Raw genomic sequence first — 20,778 nt, 5'->3', positions numbered from 1 at the left:
GATGGGAGGGTGGGATGTGATCATCGTGGGCGCGGGCCCGGCAGGGTCGGCCCTGGCCTGCCGGTTGCGCCCGCAGCACCGCGTGCTGCTGCTGGACCGCGCCGCGGCGGGGGCCGCGCCCGGCGCGCTGCGCATCGGCGAGTCGCTGCCGGGGGCCGCGCGCGTGCTGCTGCAGCGGTTCGGGCTGCTCGACCGCTTTCTCGCCGATGGCCATGAGGAGCGCGGGGCGACCGTTGCGCAGTGGGACCAGCGCGAGCCGGTCTGGTTTGATGCGCTCCGCGACCCAAACGGACCGGGCTGGCATCTGGACCGGACGCGCTTCGATGCCAGCCTGCGCGCGGCTGCCGGTGCCGCGGGCGCGGCGCTTGTTGCGGGCTGCGGTCGCGTGGGGGTCGCGCACCACGCCGGTTGCTGGGAGATCTCGCTGGCGGCGGGCGGGTAGCGGCACCGCGCCCCCGTCGTGGTCGACGCCAGCGGGCGGGGCGCGGCGCTGGCGCGCCAGCTCGGCCTAGCGCGCCAGCGGGATACGCGCCTGGTCTGTCTGTATGCGCACCTGCGGGCCGCCCCCGATGACGAGGACCGCTGCACGCGCCTGTGCGCCGAGGCGGGCGGGTGGTGGTATACCGTCCGCGTGCCATCACGGCACCGTGTGCTGGCGTTTCACCTTGATCGCGATGACCCGGATCTGCGCCATCTGGGCACCGCCGCACAGCTCGTTGCCCGGGCGCGCAGGCAGCCGCTGATCGCGGCTGCCCTGGGGGAGGGTGCAGACACCGCCGCGCCGGTGCGCTGCTGCCCTGCCGGGAGCGCGGCGCTCGATCTCGATGGGTTGGCGCAGCGCGCGCCGGGGGTGTTCGCCATCGGCGACGCGCTGCTTGCCTTCGACCCGCTTTCCTCGCAAGGGCTCTTCCACGCCCTGGCCTCTGCGGAGAGCGCCGCCCGCGCGATCGAGGCGCAGTTCGCGGGTGCGCCCCAGGCGCGCGAGGCCTATGTGGCGGAGATGAGGTCGGTGTCTGCGCGCTACCAGGCGCACCTGGCGGCGGCCTATGCGAGCGTCAGGCGGTATGCGGACCAGCCCTTTTGGGCGCGTAGGGTGAGCCGCGCTGGAGCGAGCGTCGCCTGGCGGTAAGCGCAGCCTCAGGCTCGCGCCGTGTGATCGGCGCTTGGCCCAGCATCGGTATGCGCCTGTCCCGATGGCGTAGCGCGGCCATGGGGCGCGGGCGTGGCCGCTGGGTGTGTTGCAGCGGCGGCCCTGCTGAGACCAGTTGAGCACAGCGGTGCGCTGTTGGGTCGAGCGGAGAAGGTGATCGATGTGGGCAGCCGGGCGGCGCAGTCCGCCTCTTTGGCCCATGGCATGGGTTAACAGGACATAAAGCTGCGAGACGGGAGGCGGCGCGGTGTGCGGAGCGGTGGCTGCCGTCTGCCACGTCCTTCGAGGCAGGGCCTCGCACGACCTGAGGCAGGATGCCCCGATGTCGAGCGGCTCGGTGGGCTCGGCGGCGTCTGCGGCGCAGCGCCCGCTGCTCCGTGCCCGCTCATCGGCAGCGCAGCTCGGCATGGATCTCGTTGCGGTGGTGCGCTGGTTGTCCTAGCGCGGGGGAAGAGCAGATCGCACCCAGCGAGATAGGGCGTTGATGTAGAATATATGTGCTACAATAGCGCGGCCCTGATGGCAGCTCCCAACTGCGGTTGACAGGCCAGCGCATGCTGAATGGTATGCGCTGGCCTGCCGCGCTGTGTTTCCGCCCCCGCTACCGCGTCTTGTCCCCATTCTATGGCCCTGACGGGGCGGTGGTGGAGCTGGAGAGCTGCCTGCTGCCGAGCACGGGGAGCTACACGCTGCTGCTCTCGGTCTTCAGCCAGGTGCGGACCGGAAGCTACGAGGTCGAGGTGTAGCGCGTCAATGCGCCCGCGCGCCGTGCCGCTTCTGCCGGGGGTGGTGGCCACAGACACATTCACCGTGACCGGCGGCCTGGGCACCTACGCGGTGGCGGCGACGGCGGGCGACGCGCTCCTGGTGCGCATGGGCGCGACCCCGTCGGGCATGCGGGCGCAGGTGCGGGTCTTTGGCGACGATGGCGTGAATCTCTGCGAGGACTACACCTATGCGGTGATCGCGCAGGCGGGGCCGTGCCTGATCCCGCGCACGGGCACCTATACGGTGGTGGTGACGCCCTGGAGCCAGGTGCTCACCGGCGCGTTCGGGGTGTCGTTCCAGCGGCTGAATGCCCCGGAGCAGGCGCGCGAGCTGTACTTCGGGCGCACCGCGAGCGGCGCGCTGGGGCACGCGGCGAGCCTGGGCACGTGGACGCTCCGCGCGGCGGGCGGCAGCACGGTGCTGCTGCGCATGGGGGTGGTCTCCGGCGCGGCGCGTCCGCAGATCTCGCTGTTTGACCGCGATGGGACGCGGCTCTGCTCCAGCGCCGCAAGCTATAGCGCCACCACCGAGATTGGGCGCTGCCTGCTGCCGGATGATGACACCTACACGGTGGTGGCCGCGAGCCAGAATGGCGGGGTGGGCAGCTATGTGCTGAGTCTGGCCTGCCTGAGCGCGACCTGCGGCGGCGCAGTGGCCCCCGAGGAGCGGGTGTTCCTGCCGTTGCTCCAGCGCTAGCCGGGCTCCCTGCATGCGATGGGGGTGGGTGGAGGGCGGAGCTGGCCAGCGGTCGGCTCCGTTTTGCCTATCGATTCGGTGGTCCCCGCAGTAGCGCTGGTTGCGCTACGCAGCGGTGCGATGCTGTTTGTCCCCTGCTGAGGGTTGTGGGTGCGGCTGCCCTCGAAGAGTGCAGCCGCAGCTCGTGCCGTATCTTTCCAAACCACACATTCATAGGCTATGATACGCATATGGGTCGCCGTGCGGGGGCATACGTCGCGCCCAACGGTGATGCGCGGGCATGGGGAAGCGACTGAGGAGCGAGGGAGGCCATGGGGCGATCTGAGGATATCCAGGGACAGTGGGAGCAGCTGGGGCGCAGCCGCGCCGTGCTGGCAGCGGTGCTGAAGCAGATTGCGCAGCAAGGTGAGGCCGATGCCCTTCCGGGCCAGGTCGCCACCCGCGACGAGGCCTGCGCCGCCATCGCGCGGAGCAAGGCCGTGCTGCGCGGCTGGGGGGAGGTTGTCGAGGACCACCCGGGCGACCTCGTCCCCGCCGCGCCGCCCGCGCTGATCGACGCGCTCATCCAGCCGTTCCCGTTCAGCGCCCGCCCGCAGGTGCGCTCCATGCTGGAGACCTACACCGAGATCTTCGGCGGGCGCGCGGCGGAGCTGGCCCAGCTCGACAGCTTTCTCCGCGAGGGCACCCCCTACGCGCTCCTGCTGGCCCCCACGGGGCGCGGCAAGACCGCGCTGCTCATCCAGTGGGCCATCCAGGTCGCCGCGCGCGGTGGGTGGCAGGTGATCTTCCTGCCGATCAGCATCCGCTACCAGACCGCCGACGCCACCGTAGTGTTTCGCACCCTCGCGCTGGCACTGGCTACGATCCATGGCGAGCAGGCCGCCTTCGACCGCTACCGCCAGACCCCCGAGGATCTGCGGGCGATGATCGCGGCCTACCTGCGCCGCCCGCTGCCCGAGGGGCAGCAGGTGCTGCTCATCCTCGATGGGCTGGATGAGGCGGTGGGCTGGGCCATGCAGCCCGGGCTGTTCCCGCGCACGCCGCCCGAGCGCCTGCGGGTGGTCTGCGCCGCGCGGCAGATCGCGCACACGACGGTATCGGGCTGGCTTTCGGACCTGGGCTGGCGCAGCGAGCTGGCGCAGCGCCTGTCGCTCGATGGGCTGGACCGCGCGGGGGTGCAGGATATCCTGGCGCGCATGGGCAGCCCGCTGGATGTGCTCGCCGCCGATGTGGACATGCTCGCCGAGATCGGGCGCATCAGCCAGGGCGACCCGCTGACCATCCGCATGCTGATTGCGGCGCTCAGGGACGGCGATATCCAGCCGAACGCGCTCACCGCGATGCCCCCAGGGCTAGAGGCCTTCGTGCAGGAGTGGCTTGCGGAACTGGAGGCGAAGAGCGCGCAGCAGGAGGGCATCCGCATGCTCTTGGGGCTGTGCGCGGTGGCGCTCGGGCCGCTGACGAGCGACGATGTCGCCGCGCTCGCGCCCGAGCTGTTCGCGCACGGCGCGGCGCTGCGCCAGACCGCTGGGGCGGTGGCGCGGGTGCTCATCGGGGACGGGAGCGAGGCGGCGGGGTATGTGCTCAGCCACCCGCGTCTGCGCGAGCTGTTTGGCGAGCGCGTACTCTCGGCGCACGAGCGCGCGGATCTGCTGGCGCGCTTCGTGGCCTACGGCGAGCGGTGCTATGCCGCATCCTGCGACCATCCTCAAGGCCACCCGATCCCGGCCTACGTGCGTCAGTTTTGGGTGGCTCACTTGGTTGCGGCAGGGATGTGGGAGCAGGTGCGCACGGTGCTGACCGCGCCTGCGGCGGCGCACGGGCATGCGTCCCAGCCTTGGGCGGCGGCGCGCTCCGCAGCAGAGGGCAGCTACGCGGGCTACCTGACCGACCTCGACCGGCTGTGGGGGCATGCGGAGCAGCAGCAGGACATCGTCCTCGCGATCCGGTGCGCGCTGATCGCGGCAAGCATCCGCAGCCTGAGCGGCAATCTCTCGCCCGCGCTCCTCGTCGGGCTGGTGACGGTCGGCACGCCCGAGGGGACGTGGAGCGTCCCGGTAGCGCTGGAGCACATGCGCCAGATGCCGGATGAGGAGCAGCAGGCGAAGGCCATGAAGGCATTGGCGGCGAGCGGTGCGGCGTTCGATCGGCGGCTGCTGCTGGCTGTGGCGCGGGGGATGCGAAACGAGGACGCGCGGGCGACGGCGCTGGCTGGGGTCGCGCCGCACGTGCCCGCCGCGCTGGTGCCCGAGGTGCTGACCGTGGCCCGAGCGATCGGGGGCGATGGCGCGCGGGCGATGGCGCTGAGAGAGATCGTGCCGCACGTGCCCGCCGCGCTGGTGCCCGAGGTGCTGGCCGTGGCGCGGGAGATCGGGGGCGAGGACGCGCGGGCGATGGTGCTGGCCGGGGTCGCGCCGCGCATGCCCGAGGGCGCGCAGGCGGCGGTGTGGGCCGAGGCGCTGGCGGCAGCCGAGGGGATCGCATCCAAGGAGGAGCGGGCGAAGGCGCTGGCGGTGGTCGCGCCGCACCTGCCCGTGGGACAGCAGGCGGCGGTCTCACGCGCGGCGCTGGCTGTGGCGCGTGAGATCGGCAGCGAGTGGGCGCGGGCACGGACGCTGGCCCAGATTGCGCCGCGCCTGCCCGAGGCGCTGGTGGCCGAGATGCTGACCATGGCGCTGGTGGTCGAGGACGAGGTCTCGCGGGCGTACGTGCTGGCTGGGGTTGCACCGCACCTGCCCGAGCCGCTCGTGGCCGAGGCGCTGGCCGCAGCGCGGGAGATCCGGGAGGAACGTGAGCGGGCGGATGTGCTGGAGGCAGCCGTGCCGCACCTGCCCGAGGCGCTGGTGGTCGAGGCGCTGGCGATGGCGCTGGCGATCGAGGAGGAGGTGGTACGGGCGGATGTGCTGCCAAAAGTTGCGCCGCACCTGCCCGAGCTGCACCTGCCCGAGGTGCTGACCGCAGTGCGCGAGATCGGCAGCGAGTGGTTGCGGGCGAACGCGCTGGCCCAGATTGCGCCATACCTGCCCGAGGTACTGGTGGCCGAGGCGCTGAGCGCAGTGCGCGAGATTGAGGACGAGTGGGCGCGGGCCGAGGCGCTAGCCCAGATAGTGCCGCACCTGCCCGAGGTACTGGTGGCCGAGGCGCTGAGCGCAGTGCGCGAGATCGGGGATCCATCGGCCCATGCCGACGCCCTGGTCAGGGTCGCGCCGCGCATGCCCGAGGGCGCGCGGGCGGCGGTGTGGGCCGAGGCCCTGGCCGTCGCGCGCATGATCGAGGACGAGGAAGATCGGGCGGAGACGCTGCAGGACATCGCGCCGCACCTCCCCCTGGGGCAGCAGCCAGCCGTGTGGGGCGCGGTGCTCGGTGTGGCGCGGAGGATCAGGGGCGAGCGGGCGCAGGCGGTGGCGCTGGCGGCAGCCGCGCTGCATCTCCCCGAGGGCGCGCAGGCGGCGGCGTGGGCCGAGACCCTGGCCGTCGCGCGCACGATCGGCAACGAGTGGTTGCAGGTGGATACGCTGGACGATATTACACGGCACCTGCCCGAGGCGCTGGTGCCCGAGGCGATGGCCATGGTGCGGGGGATCGGAAGCGAGCGTGCGCGGGCGGATGCGCTGGCGGCGGTCGCGCCGCACCTGCCCCAGGCACTTCTGGCCGAGGCACTGACCGCAGCGCGCGAGATTAACCACGCCGAGGCGCGGGCGCTTACGCTCACGGGCATCGCGCCGCACTTGCCCGAGGGACAGCAGCAGCCGGCGTGGGCCGAGGCGCTGGCGGCGGCGCGGGCGATCAACGACGAGGAGGCGCGGGCGCGGGTGCTGGCCAGGGTCGCGCCGCACCTGCCGGAGGGCGAGCGGGCGGCGGTGTGGGCCGAGGCGCTGGCGGCGGCGCGCACGATCAGGGGCGAGCGGTCGCAGGCGCAGGCGCTGGCGAGCATCACACCGCATCTGCCGGAGGGCGAGCGGGCGGCGGTGTGGGCCGATATGCTGGCCGTCGCGCCGGAGATCGGCGATAAGGAACAGCAGGCGTGGCTGCTGGCGGATATCGCGCCGCACCTGCCGATGGCGCGGGGTGAGGCGCTCGCTGTGGTGCGCGCGATTGAGCACGAGGAGGCGCGGGCGTGGGCGCTGAACCAGGTTGTGCCGCGCATGCCGATGGCGCTGGTCGGCGAGGCGCTGGCCATGGCGCGGGCGATCGAGGGTGGGAAATACCGAGCGGGTGCGCTGGCGGGGGTCGCGCCGCACCTGCCGGAGGGCGAGCAGGCTGCGGTGTGGGCCGAGGCCCTGGCAGCCGCGCGGGCGATCAGCAATGCGTGGTCGCGGGCGAACGCGCTGGCGGGGGTCGCGCCGCACCTGTCCGGAGGCGAGCAGGCTGCGGTGTGGGACGAGGCGCTGGCGGCGGCGCAGGGGACCGATGGGGTGTGGGACCGCAGCCCGGTGCTCCCGGATATCGCGGGGTACTATGCATCCCAGCGCCGTCCCCGCGCGACCTTCACCCCGCTGCTGCGCGTGCTCACCACACGAGGTCGCTCGGATCTCCTCAACAACCTCGCCGCGCTCATGCCGTGGATCGCCGTGCTCACCACGCCCGAGGAGCAGGGCGAGATCGTCCGCGCGGTGCGCGAGGTAGCCGCGTGCTGGCCGTAGGCCGCTACACCCCGCGTTTCTTCGTCGCGCGCAGTCGCACCGGCCCGCTGAACACCCGCCCAGGCGCGAGCCGTGCGCGTATCCCTAGCTCCCAGTCTTGATAGCCTGCCGCCCGCACCTGCAGGAGGTGCGGCTGGCCGTCGGATGGCACCTGGCAGGAGGTGCCCGTGCAGGGGCGATCATCGACGAGCAGGGTCGCCGCGACGGCGAGGCCGGTGCGCTCGTCGGTCACGCTGGGCCGCCAGGTAAATGTCGGCGCGGCGGACTGGGCGGCGGTTTTGGTGATGCGGGTGAAGCGCGGGAGGAGCTGGCGCATAGAGGTATCCTTTCTGGCGTGGCCGCGCACCCAGCGCTGCCGACACCTGACAGATCCTTGTATGCGATGAGCCTACCATGCCCTCGGCACCACCGCCGTACCACTGATGGTGCGAAGATGAACACGTTGGGGAAGGCCGGTGGGTAGCGATCTCTCGCGCGTTCCCATCTTTCCAAGCCACATCTCCATGGGCTATGATAGGCACAGATGCGGTATGGCGGATGGCATGCGTGGGACTGGGGAAGTGACTGAGTGGGAGCGAGGTACATGATGGGGCGAGCGGAGGGTATCCAGGAGCAGCGGCGGCGGCTGGCAGACCACCGGGCGACGTTGGCAGCGGTGCTGCGGCAGATCGCGCAGCAGGGCGAGGCGTATGCGCTACCGGGGCAGATATCTACCCGAGACCACGCCCGCGCCGAGATCGCGCGGATCAAGGCCGTGTTGCGCGACTGGGGGGAGATCGTCGATGGCCACCCAGATGACGTTGCTCCCGCTGTGACGCCTTTGCCGAACGCTGCGGCCCTTGCGCATGGGTCCGCTGCACCATTCAATCAGCTGAGCTGGCAGGTGGATGGAAATGTGATCAACACAACCGGCCCGGTATATATGGCCCCTGCTGCCCTGCCCTCGTCCCCGCCCTCACCTGCTCCCACATATCCCCCCAGCCCCGCGCCGACCACGCCGATTGAGGCGCTGGTCCAGCCCTTCCCCTTCAGCTCCCGCCCCCAGGTGCGTTCGATGCTGGAGACCTACACCGAGATCTTCGGCGGGCGCGCGGCGGAGCTGGCCCAGCTCGATGCCTTCCTCCACGGGGAGACGCCCTACGCGCTGCTACTGGCCCCCACCGGGCGCGGGAAGACCGCGCTGCTCATCCAGTGGGCCATCCAGGTACACGTGCGCGGCGGGTGGCAGGTCATCTTCGTGCCGATCAGCATCCGCTACCAGACCGCCGCCGCCGACGTGGTGTTTCGGACCCTGGGTCTCGCGCTGGCGACCATCCATGGCGAGCAGGCGCAGTTCGAGGGCTACCGCCAGACCCCCGAGGATCTGCGGGCCATCAGTGCGGACTACCTGCGCCGCCCGCCGCCGGAGGGGCAGCAGGTGCTGCTCGTGCTCGATGGGCTGGATGAGGCGGTGAGTTGGGAATTAAGGGCTGGACTGTTCCCACGCACGCCGCCCGCGCGGCTGCGGGTGGTTTGCGCCGCGCGGCAGGTTGCCCACAAAACCCTGAACGACTGGCTGCGGGATCTGGACTGGCGGAAGGATCTGGTGTGGCGGGTGCCGCTGGCGGGTCTAGATGATGCGGCGGTGCAGGATATTCTGCTGCGCATGGGGAATCCGCTCGATGACCTTGCCACCGATGTCGATTTTATCAAGGAGATCGGGCGCATCAGCGCGGGCGACCCGCTGACCATCCGCATGCTGATTGAGGCGCTCAGGGACGGCGACCTCCAGCCAAAGAAGCTGACCGTGATGACGCCAGGGCTAGAGGCGTTCGTGCAGGAGTGGCTTGCGGATCTGGAGGCGAAGAGCGCGCAGCACGCGGGCATTCGCACGCTGCTGGGGCTGTGCGCGGTGGCGCTGGGGCCGCTGACCAGTGATGATCTTGCCGCGCTTGCGCCCGAGGTGTTCCCGCACGGCGCGGGGCTGAAGCAGACCGCTGGCGCGGTCGCACGCGTGCTCATCGGGGATGGGACGGAAGCATTAGGCTATGTCTTCAGCCACCCGCGCCTGCGCGAGCTGTTTGGCGAGCGGGTGCTGCTCCAGCATGAGCGCGAGGAGCTTCAGGCCCGCTTTGTGGCCTATGGGGAGCAGTGCTACGCGGCATACTGCCGTGACCCGCAGGACCAGTCGATCTCAACCTACCTGCGTCAGTTTTGGGTGGCCCATCTGGTTGCGGCGGGGGCGTGGGACAAGGCGCGCATGGTGCTGACCAAGGCCGTAGTGGTGCAGATGCGCACCGTACAGCCCTGGGCAGCAGCGCGCTACGCGGCAGAGGGGAGCTATGCGGGGTACCTGACGGACCTTGATCGGTTGTGGGGGCATGCCGAAAAGCAGCAGGATCTGGTGTTGGTGATTCGGTGCGCGCTGATTGCAGCGAGTATCCGCAGCTTGAGCGGCAATCTCTCATCCAAACTCATCGTCGGACTGGTGACGGTCGGGACGTCCGAGGGGAAGTGGAGTTTTCCTGCCGCGCTTGAGCACATTCGCCAGATGCCAGATGAACAGATGCAAGCGGAAACCATTCAGGCGCTGGCAGAAAATGGTGTGGCTATGGACATGGTTGCACTATTAGCGATGGTGCGGGGGATTGGAAACGAGCGGGCTCGGGCTAAGGCGTTGGCAGGGCTTGCGGTGCACCTGCCGGAGGATCTGGTGGGCGAAGCGCTGAACGTTGCACAGGGGATTGGAAACGAGCGGGCTCGGGCTCGGGCGCTGGTGGGTCTTGCGGCGTACCTGCCGGAGGGTCTGGTGGGCGAAGCGCTGAACATCGCACAGGGGATTGAGTTCGAGCGGGGTCGGGCTGAGGTGCTGGTGGCGATCGCGCCACACCTGCCGGAGGGTCTGGTGGGTGAAGTGCTGAACATCGCGCAGGGGATTGAGTTCGAGCGGGATCGGGCTGAGGTGCTGGTGGCGATCGCGCCACACCTGCCGGAAGGTTTGGTGGGCGAAGCGCTGGGGAGGGTGCGAGGGATTTGGGACGAGTGGGCGCGGATTTCTGCGCTGGTGAGCCTTGCGCCGCATCTGCTTGGAGGGGATCAAGGGACGGTGTGGGGTGAGGTGCTGGCTATGGCGAGGGGGAGCGGGAGTGAGGGGGATCGGGCTAAGGCGCTGGTGGCGATCGCGCCGCACCTGCCTAAGATGTTGATGAGCGAAGCGTTGGATGTCGCATGGAGTATCGGAAACGAGTGGTTGCGGGCAGAAGTGCTGGCGGGACTTGCGCCGCACTTGCCGGAATGCCTGGTGGGCGTGGCGCTGGCGGCGGCACGGGGGATGGGGGCCGAGTGGGCGCGTGCGGAAGCCTTGGCGGGACTTGCACCGTATCTGCCAGAGGGAGAGCAAGGAGCGGTGTGGAGTGAAGCGCTGGCGGCGGCACGGAGGATTGGGTCCGAGTGGCTGCGGGCTAAGGCACTGGCAGAGATTGCGCCGCACTTGCCGGAGGAGTTGGTGAGCGAGGCGTTGGATGTCGCAAGGAGGATCAGGACCGAGAGGGCGCGAGTGGAAGCACTGGCGAGTTTTGCGCTGCACCTGTCGGAGGGAGAGCAAGGAGCGGTGTGGAGTGAGGCGTTAGCGATTGTGCGGAGGGAGGAGGATAAGTGGTTGCGGTCGCAGGCTATGGCAGGGATTGCGCCACACTTGTCGGAAGGAGAGCAAGGAGCGGTGTGGGGTGAGGCCTTGGCAGCGGCGCGAGGCATCGGAGACAAGGGGTTGCGGTCGCAGGCTATGGCAGAGATTGCGCCACACTTGTCGGAAGGAGAGCAAGGAGCGGTGTGGGGTGAGGCGTTGGTGGTGGCACGGGGGATTGAGTCTGAGTGGTTGCGGGCAGAAGTGTTGGCAGGGACTGCGCCGCATCTGCCAGAGTGGGAGCAAGCGTCGGTGTGGGGTGAGGTGTTGGCGATTTGGCGTGGAGGGGAAGACGGGTGGGCACAGTCGGAAGCGCTGGCGGGGATCGTACCACACCTGCCGAAGGATTTGGTGGGTGAGGCGTTGGTGGTGGCACGGGGGATTGAGTCTGAGTGGGCGCGGGCGGAAGCGCTGGCAGGGATTGCGCCGCACCTGCCGGAGGGAGAGCAAAGGGCGGTGTGGGGCGAGGCGTTGGCAGTTTCTCGCGGGGGGGAGGACGAGTGGGCACAGGCAAGGGCACTGACGGGACTTGTGCCACACCTGCCGAAGGATTTGGTGGGCGAGGCGCTGGTGGTGGCACAGGCGATTGAGGACGAGAGGGTGCGCGCGGAAGCCTTGGCGGGACTTGCGCCACACCTGCCGGATGATTTGGTGGGCGAGGCGTTGATAGTGGCACGGGGGATTAGGAACGAGTGGGCGCAGGCGGAAGCCTTGGCGGGATTTGCGCCGCATCTGCCAGAGGATTTAGTGGGCGAGGCGTTGATAGTGGCACGGGGGATTAGGAACGAAGGAGCGAGGGTTTCTGCGCTGGTAGGACTTGCGCCGCACCTGCCGGAGGGAGAGCAAAGGGCGGTGTGGGGTGAGGCACTGGCGGCGGCACGGAGGATTGGGGCCGAGGGGGAGCGGGCGAAGGCACTGGTAGGACTTGCGTCGTACCTGCCGGAGGGAGAGCAAGGGGCGGTGTGGGGCGAGGCACTGGCGGCGGCACGGAGGATTGGGGCCGAGGGGGAGCGAGCGAAAGCGTTGGTGGCGATCGCGCCATACCTACCGGATCGCCAGGTGGACGAGGTGTTGGCGGTAGCACGGGGTATCAGGGATGCGGGGGAGCGGGCGAAGGCGTTGGTGGTGATCGCGTCCTACCTACCGGAAGGGGAGCAAAGGGCGGTGTGGGGTGAGGAGTTGGCGGTGGCATGGGGAATCGGGGATGAGGAGGTACGGGCTTCTGTGCTGGCTGCGATTGCGCCATGCCTGTCGGAGGGTTTGGTGAGCGACGTACTGGCGGTGGCACGGCGGATTAGCATTAAGGGGGCGCGGGTTAAACTATTAGCATGTTTGGCACTACAATGCGTTTCCTACCACTTCCCCCGCGCTATCCTCCACCCGCTCCTTCGCCCCCTCGCCGCCCGAGGCCGCCCCGATCTCCTCAGCGATCTCGCCGCATTGATGCCCTGGATTGTCGCGCTCACCACTCCCGAGGAGCGGGTGGAGATTGTTTGCGCAATGAGAGAGGTGTCTGCGTGCTGGCCGTAGGCTGCTCCACCCCGCGCACGCCCGTCGCGCGCAGCCGCACCGGCCCGCTGCGCACGCGGCCTGCCTTGAGCTGCGCGCGAATCCCCAGCTCCCAGTCCTGATAGCCGACGGCGCGCACCTGGAGGCGGTGCTCCTGGGCGTCGGATGGCACCTGGCATGTCTCTCCCCGAACAGCTCCGCCGTCACCGCGAGGCCGGTGCGTTCGTCGATGACCGAGGGCCGCCAGGTGAATGTCGGCACGGCGGGCGGGGTGGTCGCAGCGGGCGGATCGGCGGGGTGGGCGGCGGCGAGTGGGAGGAGATGGCGAGCGATGGGGTGATGGCGAGGATGCGGGCGCGACGCTGCCGCTGGCCGAGCCGACGGATACCTTCGCGCCCGACCCGGCGCTGGTGCTGCTGACGAAGGGGAACAGCGCGCCGAAGCTGGTGGTGGACCAGGCCAAGCCCGCGAGGGGGAGCGCGCCGCCGATGACGCCGGTGGGGCGTGGGAGGAGGATGCGGTGCTGATGTGGGCGCAGCTCGCGGTGGCGATGGCGGTCGCGCTAGGCGGGTGATGGGGGTGGCGTGACGCGCCGCTGGTCGCAGGACCAGCGGCGCGTTTGTGTGTGTTGGGGGCTAGGGGGTGGGCGGTTCCTCGTCGAGCTGTTTGGCGAGCGCGCGCAGGTGGGCGGCGAGCGCGAGGTAGGGCGAGCCGCCTTCCTCGCCGTCTGCGGCCCACTGGGCCTGCTGCTCTAGCTGCCCTTGGAGCGTTGCCCGCTCCGCTGCGGTGCCTTGGGCACGTGTCTGTGCCACGGCAGTGTGCGCCTGTGCGGCGATCTGCGCGATGTGTTCCTCGCGGCTTGCTGGGGTGTTGTTTTGCTGTGCGGCATCAGTTATCACTGCAAGGTTTTGTCGTGAGGAGATGGTGTGGGGATGATCGGGTCCAAGTATATGTGTGCGGATATCTAGCGCTTGCTGCATGAGTTTGATGGCATCATCGAACTGTTGTTGGATGGCATAGAGGATCGCGAGGTTGTCGAGGCTTTGGGCGGTTAGGGGGTGATCGAATCCGAAGGCGGTTTGATAGATGGCGAGGGCGCGCAGGTGGAGAGGGTGTGCCTCATCAAAGCGGCCCTGGCTCTGGAGAAGTACGGCAATGTTGTTGAGGCTGGTAGCAGTTAGAGGGTGGTCGGGGCCGAGGGCAGCCTCGCGAATGGCGAGGGCGCGCAGGTGGAGAGGGTGTGCCTCATCAAAGCGGCTCTGGCTTCGGAGAAGTGCAGCAATGTTGTTGAAGCTGGTAGCAGTTAGAGGATGGTCGGGGCCGAGGGCAGCCTCGCGAATGGCGAGGGCGCGCAGGTGGAGAGGGTGTGCCTCATCAAAGCGGCCCTGGCTCTGGAAGAGTTCTGCAAGGTTGTTGAGGCTTTGGGCGGTTAGGGGGTGGTCAGGGCCGAGGGTTGCCTCGCGAATGGCGAGGGCACGCAGGTGGAGAGGGTAGGCGGCATCAAAACGACCCTGGCTTTGGAGAGGTGCCGCAAGGTTGTTGAGGCTTTGAGCGGTATCAGGATGATCGGGGCCGAGGGCGGCCTCACGGATGGTGAGGCCGGATTCGATGAAGGACTGGGCTACCGAATAGTCTGCGATAGTGTGAAGATAGATACCAACGGCATTCAATAGCTGTGCCGCACGCGTATTCGTTCGTGTCCCTCTGACCACGTGGTGTAGATGCGTCTGGATCGGAAACAGCCTCGCCGGGAAGCCCTCAGCATTGCCCTTTTCCACGACCGCGATGAGCGTTTTCTCCACGTCTTCCTGTGCCACATCCATCTCCCCCACCGTCACCCGCACAAAGGTGGTTAGCAGCCGGTGGAGCCGCCATGCGTTTTCCCCCTCTTCCAGCAGTCCCAATTCGCCCAGTCGCCGCAGTCCATCCTCCGCATCCCGTAGGTCGGTGTCGTCCGGCAGGGTTTGGATGAGGACCTCGGTTGGGATCGGCTCGCCGGGCGCGAAGCATGCCGCGCGGGCGAGGAGCGTGCGCGCAAGGTGGTCGATGGGATCGCTGGTATCCAACCGGTCGTAGCTCACGTGGAAGGTGCGGGCCACGTCGAGGTCGTGCCGGGTTGGCGCGTCGGTCAGCCGCTCCAGACGTTGGGCGAGGAAATCCAGCGGCGCGGCGCGGAGCTGGGCGAGGTAGTCGGGAAGGGACTGGCGAGGGTAGCGCTGGAGGAAGCTCCCCGCCACGTGGAGGGCGAGCGGGAGGTCACCCAGCTCTGGGGCCAGGGCGTCGAGGGTGGGGTCATCCTCCGCCAGATCCGGTCGGAACTGGCGGAGCAGGGCGATGCTCTGGGCGCGCGGCAGGGTGGCGAGCGCGAGGGTGGGCAGGTGGCGCGCGGTGCCCCAGTCATCGCGGCGGCTGGTGACGAGCACGCGGCAGCCGCCGGTGGCGGGGCGGTAGCGGTCGAGCAGGGCCAGGTCCTCGCAGTTGTCGAAGATGAGCAGGCGGGGGAGGGGCTCCTCCCAGATCTGGCGGACGCGCTGCACCTGGTCGGCAAAGGTGAGCGCCTCCCAGGCGGGAAGCTGCATGGACCCTCCACAGGCGGCGATCTCGGCCTCAACGCCGCCTGCATCCGCGAGGCTGAGCCAGAACACCCCGCCCAGGAAGAAGGTACCGTAGCGGTGGGCGAACTCGCTCGCGAGCTGGGTTTTGCCCATGCCACCAATGCCCGTGATCGCGCTCACGACGGCGGTCGTGCCCGTCGTGAGCGCGATGGCGAGCTGGCGCAGCTCCGTATCGCGCCCGACAAACGTCGTGCTGGGTGGTAGCCGCATGCGGTGTGGGGTCGGCAGCGGTGTGGGGTCGGGGATCGGCACATCCTCGGCGGTGGGCAGCTGCGCGAGGCGGGCGGTGGCTGCGTCCAGGACGTGCTGGCTGGCTTCGGGGTCGGCGATGATGAGGCTGCCGATCGAGACGGTGCCGCCTACGTTGAGGAAGGCGGCGGTGATATCGCCATGGAAGGTGGTGTCGCCCATGGTGCGGTCTTTCCGTTCAGATGGGTGCGGGTCGTTGGGAGCTTATGTTCTGCGTTCATAAACGAGTATAGCATGCGTGCTTCGCGCAAAGAAGTGGGTGGCGGTAGTCGGTTGCGCCGATGAGTCTCCGGTTGGGATGCGTCTGACGTGTCCTTGAACGCAATGAGTTGACCACGCCCCAGCACCGCCGCCACACCACCGATGGCGCGAAGATGTCCACATCGGGGATATCAGGGTCGAGTATCGGGTCGCCGTGGGTGCGGCCTCCAGCGAGGCGAACAACGCACACTACAGGCGGCACGACATAACGGTGGGTTTGCCGAGGATGCCCAGCCAGTGCGGCGATCACGACAGAGGCAGCCTGTGAGAAAGAGATCTGGCAGCATCAGGGCACAGGGTTGTTAGTGGCGGCAGTCCAGTTCCGCTGCGCCCGCCTGGGGTAGCAGTGGTCGCACCAGGAAGACGCCGCCGTCGGCCAGCAGTGCGTGCGCCGCTTCGTAGGTCGACCGCCACGCGCTCGTCGAGGCCCTGGTGTACTAGGTGAACGTCGGTGGGCGTGCGATTGCTCGCGGGTTCCCATCTTCCCAAACTCCGTCCCGCTGATCTATGATACGCATATGGGTCGTTGTGCGGTGACATGCGCCGCGCCCAACGGCGATGCGCGGGCCTGGGGAAGCATCTTGTGGAGCGAGGTGGGCGATGGGGCGAGTTGAGGATATCCAGGGACAGCGGCGACTGCTGGCGGACCACCGGGCGACGTTGGCAGCGATGCTACGGCAGATCGCGCAGCAGAGTGATGTGTATGCGCTACCAGGGCAGATCGCAACCCGCGACCACGCTCGTGCGGAGATCGCGCGGATCAAGGCGGTGCTGCGCGGCTGGGGGGAGATCGTTGATGACCACCCGGATGACCTCGCCCCCGCTGTGCCGCCCCTGCCAGACGCTGCGGCCCCTGCGCATGGGTCCGCTGCACCATTCAATCAGCCGAGCTGGCAGGTGGATGGAAATGTGATCAACACGACTGGCTCCGTGAATATCACCTACGCTACCCCGCCCCCACCTGCTTCCGCTCCCGTATATCCCCCCAGCCCTGCGCCGACCACGCCGATTGAGGCCCTCGTCCAGCCCTTCCCCTTCAGCTCCCGCCCGCAGGTACGCTCCATGCTGGAGATCTACACCGAGATCTTCGGTGGGCGCGCGGCGGAGCTGGCCCAGCTCGATGCCTTCCTCCACGCGGCCACGCCCTACGCGCTGCTGCTGGCCCCCACGGGGCGCGGGAAGACCGCGCTGCTCATCCAGTGGGCCATCCAGGTGCACGCGCGCGGCGGGTGGCAGGTGATCTTCGTGCCGATCAGCATCCGCTACCAGACCGCCGCCGCCGATGTGGTGTTTCGGACCCTCGCGCTCGCGCTGGCGACCATCTACGGCGAGCAGGCAGCATTCGACGGCTACCGCCAGACCCCGGAGGACCTGCGGGCCATCAGCGCGGACTACCTGCGCCGCCCGCCGCTGGAGGGGCAGCATGTGCTCCTTGTGCTCGATGGCCTGGATGAGGCGGTGGGCTGGGAGCTGAGAGCCGGACTGTTCCCGCGCACGCCGCCCGCGCGGCTGCGGGTGGTCTGCGCCGCGCGGCAGGTCGCGCACAAAACCCTCAATGACTGGCTGCGGGATCTGGACTGGCGGAAGGATCTGGTGTGGCGGGTGCCGCTGACAGGTCTAGACGATGCGGCGGTACAGGATATTCTGGTGCGCATGGGGAACCCGCTCGACGACCTGGCGACGGATGTGGACTTCATTAAGGAGATCGGGCGCATCAGTCAGGGCGACCCGCTGACCATCCGCATGCTGATCGAGGCACTGCGGGACGGCGACCTCCAGCCAAAAAAGCTGACCGCGATGACGCCGGGCCTAGAAGCATTCGTGCAGGAGTGGCTTGCGGATCTGGAGGCGAAGAGCGCGCAGCACGCGGGCATCCGCACCCTGCTGGGGCTGTGCGCAGTGGCGCTCGGGCCGCTCACGAGCGAGGATGTGATGGAACTCGCGCCCGAGGTTTTTCCGCACGGCGCGGGGCTGAAGCAGACCGCTGGAGTGGTCGCGCGGGTGCTCATCGGGGATGGGAGTGTGGCGGCGGGGTATGTTTTCAGCCACCCGCGTCTGCGCGAGCTGTTTGGCGAGCGGGTGCTCTCGCGGCGTGAACGCGAGAACTTCCAAGCACGCTTTGTAGCCTATGGCGAGCGCGGCTACGCGGCATACTGCCGTGATCCCCAGGCCCAGCCGATCCCAACCTACCTGCGCCAGTTCTGGGTGGCCCATCTGGTGGCGGCGGGGGCGTGGGACAAGGCGCGCATGGTGCTGACCGAGGTCGTAGCGGTGCAGACGCGCACGGTCCAGCCTTGGTCAGCCGCGCGCTACGCCGCAGAGGGGAGCTACGCAGGCTATCTGACCGACCTTGATCGGCTGTGGGGGCATGCCGAACAGCAGCAGGATCTCGTGCTGGCGATTCGGTGTGCGCTGATTGCGGCAAGCATCCGCAGCTTGAGTGGGAACCTCTCTCCGAAATTGCTTGTGGGCCTGGTGACCGTTGGGACGCCGGAGGGGAAGTGGAGTATTCCTGCGGTGATTGAGCACATTCGCCAGATGCCAGGTGAACAGCGGCAAGCTGATGCCATTCAGGCGCTGGCAGAGAGTGGTGCGGTGATGGATATGGTGCCACTGTTGGCAGCGGCACGAGGGATTGGGGACGAGTGGGTGCGGGCGCGGGCGCTGGCGGGTCTTGCACCGCATCTGCCGGAGAGATTGGTGGGCGAGGCGCTGGCGGCGGCGCGGGCGATCGGGGATGAGCGGGATCGGGCGAGTGCGCTGGCGGGCCTTGCGCCGCACCTGCCGGAGGGGGAGCAGGGTGCAGTGTGGGATGAGGCGCTGGCGGCGGCGCGGGCGATCGGGGATGAGCGGGATCGGGCGAGTGCGCTGGCGGGCCTTGCGCCGCATCTGCCGGAGGGGGAGCAGGGTGCGGTGTGGTGCGAGGCATTAGCGATGGCACAGGGGATCGGGTCCGAGTGGGATCGGGCGAGTGCGCTGGCGGGCCTTGCGCCGCACCTGCCGGAGGGGGAGCAGGGTGCAGTGTGGTGCGAGGCGCTGGCGGCGGCACGGGCGATCGGGGATGAGTGGGATCGGGCTTTTGCGCTGGCGGGTCTTGCGCCGCACCTGCCGGAGGGGGAGCAGGGTGCGGTGTGGGGCGAGGCGCTGGCGGCGGCAGGGGGGGGCGGGTCCGAGGGGGATCGGGCGAGGGTGCTGGCAGGGCTTGCGCCACACCTGCCGGAGGGTTTGGTGGGCGAGGCGCTGGCGGCGGCAGGGGGGATCGGGTCCGAGGGGGATCGGGCGAGTGCGTTAGTGGGGATCGCGCCGCACCTGCCGGAGGGTTTGGTGGGCGAGGCGCTGGCAGCGGTACGGGGGATCGGGGATGAGCGGGCGCGGGCTTTTGCGCTGGCGGGTCTTGCGTCGCACCTGCCGGAGGGGGAACAGGGTGCGGTGTGGGGCGAGGCGCTGGCGTTGGCACGAGGGATCGGGAAGGAGAGGGATCGGGCGAGTGCGTTAGTGGATATCGCGCCGCACCTGCCGGAGGGGGAGCAGGGTGCGGTGTGGGGCGAGGCGCTGGCAGCGGTACGGGGGATCGGGGATGAGCGGGCGCGTATGTTGGAGATGATCGCGCCGCACCTGCCGGAGGGGGAGCAGGGTGCGGTGTGGGGCGAGGCGCTGGCGTTGGCACGGAGGATCGGGGATGAGAGGGATCGGGCGATAGTGCTGGCGGGTCTTGCGTCGCACCTGCCGGAGGGGGAGCAGGGTGCGGTGTGGGGCGAGGCGTTGGCGTTGGCACGGAGGATCGGGGACGAGGGGGGGCGGGCTTCTGCGCTGGGGAAAATCGCGCCGCACCTGCCGGAGGGGGAGCAGGGTGCGGTGTGGGGTGAGGCGCTGGCGTTGGGACGTGGGATTGGGGATGCGGGATCGCGGGCGATAGTGCTGGCGGGTCTTGCGCCGCACCTGCCGAAGTGGGAGCAGGGTGCGGTGTGGGGTGAGGCGTGGGGGATTGGGGATGAGCGGGCGCGGGCGCTGGCGGGTCTTGCGCCGCACCTGTCGGAGAGTTTGGTGCGCGCCGCGCTGGCGGTGGCACGGGGCATCGGGGATGAGTGGTGGCGGGTGCGTATCTTGGAGATGATCGCGCCGCACCTGCCGAAGGGTTTGGTGCGCGAGGCGCTGGCGGTGGCACGGGGGATCGGGGATGAGCGGGCGCGGGCGCGTATCTTGGAGATGATCGCGCCGCACCTGTCGGAGGGTTTGGTGCGCGCCGTGCTGGCGGTGGCACGGGAGATCGGGGATGAGTGGTGGCGGGTGCGTATCTTGGAGATGATCGCGCCGCACCTGCCGGAGGGTTTGGTGCGCGCCGCGCTGGCGGTGGCACGGGAGATCGGGGATGAGTGGTGGCGGGCGCGGGCGCTGGCGGGTCTTGCGCCGCACCTGCCGGAGAGTTTGGTGCGCGAGGCGCTGGTGTTGGTACTGGGGATCGGGGATGAGGGGGATCGGGCGGAAGCGCTGGCGGGTCTTGCGCCGCACCTGCCGGAGGATTTGGTGTGCGAGGCGCTGGCGGTGGCACGAGGGATCGGGGACGAGAGGTGGCGGGCGCGGGCGCTGGCGGGTTTTGCGCCGCACCTGCCGGAGGGTTTGGTGTGCGAGGCGCTGGCGGCGGCACGGGGCATCGGGGGCGCGGGGGGGCGGGCCGAAATATTCGCATGTTTGGCTCCTCAATGCGCATCCCACCACTTCCCCCGCGCCACCCTCCTTCCCCTCCTCCACACCCTTACCGCCCGAGGCCGCCGCGATCTGTTCAGCGACCTCGCCGCGCTCATGCCCTGGGTCGCCGCGCTCACCACGCCCGAGGAGCGGGCTGAGATCGTCCGCGCAGTGCGGGATGTGGCCGCGTGCTGGCCGTAGGCCGCTATGCCCCGCGCACACCCGTCGCCCGCAGCCGCACCGGCCCGCTGCGCACGCGGCTGGGCGTGAGGCGCGCGCCAGCTCCCAGTCCTCATAGCCGATGGCCCGCACCTGGATGCGGTGCATTTGCGCGTCGGAGGGCACCTGGCAGGTCTCTCCCCCGCACGGCTTGCCATCGACGAACAGCGCTGCGGTCACCGCGAGGCCGGTGCGCTTGTTGATGATCGAGGGCCGCCAGGTGAACGTCGGCGCGACGGGCGGGGTAGTCGCAGCGGGCGGAGCATGGAGGTGTCCTTTTGGGCGTGGCCGCGTTGGAGTGCCGCCGATACCTGACAGATT

6 protein-coding genes and 3 pseudogenes are annotated in these 20,778 nt (G+C 69.4%); 6 read left to right on the top strand and 3 right to left on the bottom strand.

Annotation, left to right across the window (positions count from 1 at the left end):
* Position 1: 1 nt before the first annotated feature.
* From F8S13_22360 to F8S13_22350, 3 genes are all read left to right on the top strand, one after another.
* Positions 2-442 (top strand): NAD(P)-binding protein, encoded by a 441-nt coding sequence (locus F8S13_22360; protein KAB8140750.1) that lies wholly within the window; start codon positions 2-4, stop codon positions 440-442.
* Positions 443-460: 18 nt separating this feature from the next.
* Entirely contained in the window at positions 461-1,129 is a 669-nt protein-coding gene (locus tag F8S13_22355) for a hypothetical protein (GenBank protein KAB8140749.1), read from the top strand.
* A 774-nt stretch (positions 1,130-1,903) separates the two neighbouring features.
* Positions 1,904-2,614: a hypothetical protein gene (locus tag F8S13_22350; GenBank protein KAB8140748.1), complete on the top strand. Its 711-nt coding sequence runs from the start codon at positions 1,904-1,906 to the stop codon at positions 2,612-2,614.
* 4,647 nt (positions 2,615-7,261) lie between these two features.
* On the opposite strand, the gene F8S13_22345 is transcribed toward F8S13_22350, so the two are convergent.
* Together F8S13_22345 and F8S13_22340 are read right to left on the bottom strand one after the other, a co-directional pair.
* Positions 7,262-7,573 (bottom strand): hypothetical protein, encoded by a 312-nt coding sequence (locus F8S13_22345; GenBank protein ID KAB8140747.1) that lies wholly within the window; start codon positions 7,571-7,573, stop codon positions 7,262-7,264.
* A 4,444-nt stretch (positions 7,574-12,017) separates the two neighbouring features.
* Positions 12,018-12,137 (bottom strand): annotated as a pseudogene (locus F8S13_22340) (hemagglutinin).
* Between the two features lie 601 nt (positions 12,138-12,738).
* On the opposite strand from F8S13_22340, the gene F8S13_22335 reads away from it, so the two are divergent.
* Entirely contained in the window at positions 12,739-12,954 is a 216-nt protein-coding gene (locus F8S13_22335; protein KAB8140746.1) for a hypothetical protein, read from the top strand.
* Positions 12,955-13,062: 108 nt separating this feature from the next.
* Here the strand turns inward: F8S13_22335 and F8S13_22330 are convergent, their stop codons facing one another.
* Positions 13,063-15,453 carry a tetratricopeptide repeat protein gene (locus F8S13_22330; GenBank protein ID KAB8140745.1) on the bottom strand — a complete coding sequence of 797 codons (2,391 nt, stop codon included), beginning with the start codon at positions 15,451-15,453 and terminating at the stop codon, positions 13,063-13,065.
* A 2,798-nt stretch (positions 15,454-18,251) separates the two neighbouring features.
* On the opposite strand from F8S13_22330, the pseudogene F8S13_22325 reads away from it, so the two are divergent.
* Both F8S13_22325 and F8S13_22320 read left to right on the top strand, forming a co-directional pair.
* A pseudogene (locus F8S13_22325) lies at positions 18,252-18,398 on the top strand (peptidoglycan-binding protein).
* 1,543 nt (positions 18,399-19,941) lie between these two features.
* Positions 19,942-20,208: pseudogene (locus F8S13_22320) on the top strand (apoptotic protease-activating factor).
* The last annotated feature ends 570 nt before the right edge of the window (positions 20,209-20,778 follow it).

It is taken from the genome of Chloroflexia bacterium SDU3-3 (assembly GCA_009268125.1).
In the GTDB taxonomy this organism is placed as follows: domain Bacteria; phylum Chloroflexota; class Chloroflexia; order Chloroflexales; family Roseiflexaceae; genus SDU3-3.
Note: the sequence above shows the minus strand (reverse complement) of the source record. Positions and strands in the feature narration are given on the sequence as shown.